This is a genomic window from Ruegeria sp. AB8 (assembly GCF_056542605.1).
Genome location: NZ_JBQGAB010000090.1, coordinates 1 through 1,357, shown reverse-complemented (window position 1 = coordinate 1,357; position 1,357 = coordinate 1). Strand labels below are relative to the sequence as shown.

Genomic DNA, 1,357 nt, shown 5'->3' with positions numbered 1-1,357 from the left:
AATCCGCCGCATAATCAAACCAACCAGATGAGCCACATCCTCTCTTAGATCAGAGCGCCATCTGTCCCAAAATCCCTGACGACGGACAGTTTTGCACTTTTGCAATCATAGATTTGCTTCCTTGCTTTCGCTTCGTTGGTACCAGCGCTCCTTTGCTAACCTACCAAACTCAACAGAAAAATGCACCGCAGCGAACAAAAATCTATTCTTCGTTCCCGGTGGACATTGTCCGGGCTCAGAAGCGGGGACTTACAAACGCCGCTATAGGCATATTTTGTTGAAAAACTCTGTCTTAATAGAGTTGTACATTGTTGATTCAATCCTGCCAAAGAGTGAGAGGATTAGTCATGATGGGACCAAGGCAGGAAGCCCATGCGGCGCTGTTTTATTAGTTCTCGCTGGAGGACCATAGCGGTCGCTAACGTGGCTTGGGATGCGGGAAGCGTTGGAACGAGCTTTTTATCGGTGGTGAAAGAGGAAACAAGAGTTCACCTAGTGAGGTTTCGCTGCGGACGCTTATTCTTCGACAATTCCCACGGCGAGACCTTCCGTGAAGCTCAGAGCTACTTTGTCTCCCGAGCTAAGCTGCTCGACAAACTCGCGACCAACGTCTGATTCAACCTCGATCATTTGTTCTGTACCACTGCTATCCGTCACAGTGGCGATTGAGCTCGCGGTGTCGAAGGACACAAAAGTCAGAATCAAGGTGACCATTGTTCCGGCAGCCATGCCCGGTGTTGATCCCTCTGCAGCCTGGCCTTCCAATTCAACCAAACTGTCAACCTCGCCAGGGAAAGCAATGCTTGCAGCCATCCCCAGTGTGTACATCGCTTTGACTGTGTCACCCTCTTCAATTTGATCGAAGTTTTTGACTTCCGGTCCTGCAAGAATGGTCTCTTCTTCACCTGTCTCTGAGTTTTGCAGCACGATGAGCCGAGTGTCCGGATCAACTGACTTAACTGTCGCGTCGGCTTCGATGGTAACGCTGCGCTCAGCTGTTTGAGCAAAACTGAGTGCGGGCAAAATAAAGAAAAATGCAGACGTTAGAATTTTCGTTAGCATGTCTTCTCCTTATGAGATTCATGGTGGAAGTCTGTACACTAGCATGCAGTTCTTCAGGATGGCGAAACGTTGCCACACCAATTCGAAGTAATAAAGATCTTTGTCCGTCATCATTACAAAAGACCGATTTTGTCGAAATTCAGATTTCCGACAGACAGAGCATAGGAAATCTGGAGCGAATGCGCGGACAATGCTTCAATGCTTCTGTCCGTCGTCAGGGATTTTGGGACAGATGGCGCTCTGATCTAAGAGAGGATGTGGCTCATCTGGTTGGTTTGATTATGCGGCGGATTTG

2 protein-coding genes are annotated in these 1,357 nt (G+C 48.6%); one reads left to right on the top strand and one right to left on the bottom strand.

Going from position 1 to position 1,357, the window contains the following annotated elements; all coding sequences use genetic code 11:
• Positions 1 to 516: 516 nt before the first annotated feature.
• Positions 517 to 1,062 carry a hypothetical protein gene (locus ACR0CG_RS23850; protein ID WP_480527985.1) on the bottom strand — a complete coding sequence of 182 codons (546 nt, stop codon included), beginning with the start codon at positions 1,060 to 1,062 and terminating at the stop codon, positions 517 to 519.
• A 20-nt stretch (positions 1,063 to 1,082) separates the two neighbouring features.
• Between ACR0CG_RS23850 and ACR0CG_RS23845 the strand changes: the two genes are divergently transcribed.
• Positions 1,083 to 1,357: hypothetical protein (locus tag ACR0CG_RS23845; protein ID WP_480527983.1), on the top strand; the 275-nt coding region annotated here is incomplete at its 3' end.

Excerpts from the sequence above, each read along its gene's own strand:
- ACR0CG_RS23850 (WP_480527985.1), bottom strand. The coding sequence starts at position 1,062 with ATGCTAACGAAAATTCTAACGTCTGCATTTTTCTTTATTTTGCCCGCA.